The 1,447-nt window shown below is 66.6% G+C and carries 1 protein-coding gene; it reads right to left on the bottom strand.

The window, feature by feature from the left end:
• Positions 1-80: 80 nt before the first annotated feature.
• A partial coding sequence (locus GGR45_RS19495; RefSeq protein ID WP_175310582.1) for a transposase occupies positions 81-1,447 on the bottom strand: 1,367 nt, incomplete at its 5' end.

Raw genomic sequence — 1,447 nt, 5'->3', positions numbered from 1 at the left:
TTGGGCGATTGTGTTGAAGAAGTCGGCGTCTGGCGCGGAGATAATCGGCGGCTGGTCTGCGCTGAAAGCCGCTGACTGGCTCAGGCAGGTAGCGGCTGCGCTGTCATCGGGATGAGCTTGGCCATCTTGCGGAGGTTCTGGGCAGTAGCTGCCATATGGAACTCGTCCCTGGCGCCATTCGGCCCTCGGAGGCGCAATCGGTCGAGCTTCAGGATCCGTTTGAGATGCGCGAACAGCATCTCGACCTTCTTTCGCTGGCGGCGAGATGTGACATAGGCGTCGGTGGTGGCGATGTCGCAGGCAAGGTCGCGCGCCCCTTCGTGGATTGAGCGGGTCACCTTGCGCGCCGGCATGTTGGGCGTGCAGCGTTCCCGCAGGGCACAGCCGCCACAGTCCTGCTGCCGGGCGCGATAGCGGATGAAGCCGTCCTGGCTGACATCGCTCCGCATCGTTGTGAAGTTGCGGTTCCTGAGGCGCAGGCGCTTGCCGCCGGGGCAGACGTAGCTGTCGTCGTCATGGTCGTAGGTGAAGGCATCGCGCTCGAACGTGCCGTCGCGGCGGGCGGACTTGTCGAACACCGGGATGTGCGGTTGGATATCACGCTCGTGGACGAGCCAGGCGAGCATCTCCGCCGAGCCGTAGGCGGTGTCGGCCGCCAGCCGCTCGGGCCAGACCCCGAAGCGGTCCTGCACGCGCGCGATCATGCGCTTGCACGCGGTCACCTCGGCCTGGCGCACCGCGGTGCTCGCTTCCACATCCATGATGACGGCGTGGTCGAGGTCGATGAGGTAGTTGGTCGAGTAGGCGTAGAAGGCCGGCCCGCGATGCGCGCTGGTCCAGCGCGATGCCGGATCGGCCGGCGCCAGATACTTCGGCACCACAGGCGTCGCGGCGCCGAACGCGGCATCGTCGAGAACGGCCAGATACTCGCGTACCGCACGGCTGTCGGCGGCCGGCGGCACGCCATCGCTGCCCGGACCGCCGGTCTGACGATTGGCATCAGCGCGGATCAGACTGGCGTCGACCGCAAACCCTTCGCCACCCACCAGCCCCTCGGCCATGCAGCGCGCGACCGTTGTCTCGAACAGGCGCCGCAACAGGTCGCTGTCGCGGAACCGTCCGTGCCGGTTCTTCGAGAAGGTCGAATGGTCGGGCACGTCGCCGTCCAGCCCCAACCGGCAGAACCAGCGATAGGCCAGATTCAGATGCACCTCGTCGCACAGCCGCCGCTCCGACCGGATGCCCATGCAATAGCCGATGATGAGCATCCGGATCATCAGCTCCGGATCGATCGAGGGGCGACCCGTCTCGCTGTAGAAGGGCTTCAGTTCCTCGCGGATGCCCGACAGGTCCACGAACCGGTCGATCGAGCGCAGCAGATGGTCCGCCGGCACGTGCCGCTCCAGGCTGAAGCTGTAGAACAGCGCCTCCTGCGCGACCGTCCGCT

The organism is Sphingomonas zeae (assembly GCF_014197135.1).
Classification (GTDB): Bacteria; Pseudomonadota; Alphaproteobacteria; order Sphingomonadales; family Sphingomonadaceae; genus Sphingomonas; species Sphingomonas zeae.
This window is presented reverse-complemented; position numbering and strand designations above follow the sequence as displayed.